General features: G+C 74.3%; 3 protein-coding genes. All 3 read right to left on the bottom strand.

Annotated elements, in window-relative coordinates; translation table 11 throughout:
- Nucleotides 1-1188, bottom strand: a 1188-nt coding sequence (locus ACTUAL_RS07105; protein WP_440899685.1) for an aKG-HExxH-type peptide beta-hydroxylase, incomplete at its 3' end; no start/stop codon positions are given.
- Entirely contained in the window at nt 1188-1352 is a 165-nt protein-coding gene (locus ACTUAL_RS07100) for a hypothetical protein (protein WP_157767856.1), read from the bottom strand. The genes ACTUAL_RS07105 and ACTUAL_RS07100, both read right to left, overlap by 1 nt.
- A gap of 436 nt (nt 1353-1788) precedes the next feature.
- The coding region (locus ACTUAL_RS07095; protein ID WP_440899684.1) for a lytic polysaccharide monooxygenase auxiliary activity family 9 protein at nt 1789-2141 on the bottom strand (353 nt) is incomplete at its 5' end.

Below are 2141 nucleotides of genomic sequence, written 5' to 3'. Positions count from 1 at the left end.
GCGGCCCTCGGCCGTCAGCGCGGGCACGCCCAGCACGTTAGCCACGGCGACGCGGACCAGCGCCCGGCGCAGCGCGAACGCGTACTCGGCGTCCGCCCGCTGCTCGGCGGGCAGCCCGGCGCGCAGCCCGTGCCACAGCTCGGCGACCCCGGTCAGCGCGTAGATCCCGTGCAGCACCGCGCCGAGCGGCCTCGGGTCGTCGCGCCACGGGACGTGGAAGCGCGGCGTCGCGTCGGCCTCGTGCAGCCGCACCACGCCCGCGAGCGCGCTGAGCTTGCCGTGCTGCCGCTCGCGCACCAGCAGCTCCGCCAGCCCGGTCGCGGTCGTGGTCTCCGGCAGCGCGACGGCCCCGAACGCGGCGGCGGAGGAGGACCCGTCGTGCTCGGCGCCGGTGGGCGGCACGAGGGTGAGCGGACCGCCCGCCAGCTCGGCCGCGTGGTCGGGCGCGCAGCGCTCCAGCAGCTCCCACGCCCGGTCGAGCAGCCCGGTCCAGCGGGCCCGGCCGCGCTCGTCCAGCGGAGCGGGCGGGACCGGGTCGGTGAACGCGCGGTGCGGGTCGACGTCCTCCAGCACGGCGGTCAGCGGGCGCCCGCCGGTGGCGCAGCGGTGCGCGTCCACCCGCCGGAAGGCGGCCTCGGGCGCGCCCGCCGGGGTGTCGAGCGCGAACCGGCCGCCGTCGTGGCGCAGCGGCAGGTGGGTCGGGTTCCGGTCGGCGGGGCCCGGCGGCAGGGTGAACCAGCCGACCGTGGGCAGGGTGACGACGCCGTGCGCGACGGGGACGTCGAGCTGGAACGGCACGCCCGCGCGCAGCGCCGCGGCGGCGGCCACCGCGCTCAGCGCGCCGAGGTCGGGGCGCGCGCGGGGGCCGGAGGTCAGGCCCAGCGCCAGCCTGCGCAGCGCCCTGACCAGCCACAGGCCGACCGGCGGGGACAGCAGGACGTCGGCGGTGGCCCCTGGGTCGGCGTCGTCGGCGGCGACCAGGACGTGCCAGGCGCGGTCGGCGCACCCGGCGGGGAAGCCCGAGGGGGCGGAGGTGGCGAGCGCGTGGCGCAGGACGAGCAGGTGCTCCTTGCGCTCGGCCAGCGCGCGGTCGCGCAGGGCCTGCGGCGCGCGGCGGTCGGCGGGGCCCGCGAGGACGGCGGAGCACAGCTGCGCGCGGGTGTCGGGGGTCGCGGTGGCCGCGGGCATCAGTCGCACCGCTCGTGGACGAGGTCCTGCGGCGCGGTGGAGCGCACCCTGGCGAGCACGCCCGCCGCCAGCCGCTCGACCACGTCGCCGCCGGGGTCGCCGAGTTCCCGCAGCGGGGTTCCGGCGAGGTCGGGTGGCAGTTCCGCGTGGGGTTGTTTCTGCATGGTCCCTGGTTTTATTCTCGTTTATTCTTGGCCGGTGCTCGGGGTCGCTTCGTGGTGTCGGGTTTTGGTCACCGTATGGCACGGAGCGGGGGCAGGGGAAACCTCTCGCCGAGTTGCAGTGGGGTTGACGGCCGCCTGGTTCATCCATTCGTGATTAATCTGATGGAGTGAGGCGGAGTGGTGTCTACCTGGCGGTTTGGCCCTGCTGTGCGGTTTTGCCGCGTTGTTAGGTGTAATGAGTGATCGCCGCAACCGGCGATGGTGTTCCGTTTTTGTGACGGAACTCTCACCCTTTCGTGGGGAGTGCGCTCCGCGCTGCCCCGTGAATCCATCGGGAATTATTTGGAATAAACGCGGAGCGCCCCGTCCGGTGCTCGGACGGGGCGCTCGTTCGCGCGTCGGACCTGCGCGGTGGACCGGTGCGGCGGGGGCCGGGTCAGCCCGCGGTCACGTCCACGCAGGAGTAGAACGCGTTCGTGGTGTCACCGATGTTCCAGATGGCCAGCACGGTCTGCCTGCCGCTGGACGGCAGGGTGACCGAGTGCGTCACCACGGCGCCGGGGATCTGGTTGCCGCCGTCGACGACCGCGACCCTGGAGCCGTTGACGTAGTACTCGTAGTTGGAGGTGCGGTGGCGGGCGGTGAAGGTCCAGTTGAACGTCACCGTCCGGCCGGTGGAGGTGGCCCTCCACCCCTTGTTGTTGTCGTTCAGCTCGGCGAAGCGCGAGACCCCGCCGTTGCAGCTGCGCAGCCCCTTCGGGCCCTCCACGCTCTGCGGCTCCCACGTGA

The sequence above is a fragment of the Actinosynnema sp. genome (genome assembly GCF_052038725.1).
Note: the sequence above shows the minus strand (reverse complement) of the source record. Positions and strands in the feature narration are given on the sequence as shown.

Excerpts from the sequence above, each read along its gene's own strand:
- ACTUAL_RS07100 (WP_157767856.1), bottom strand. The coding sequence starts at position 1,352 with ATGCAGAAACAACCCCACGCGGAACTGCCACCCGACCTCGCCGGAACC.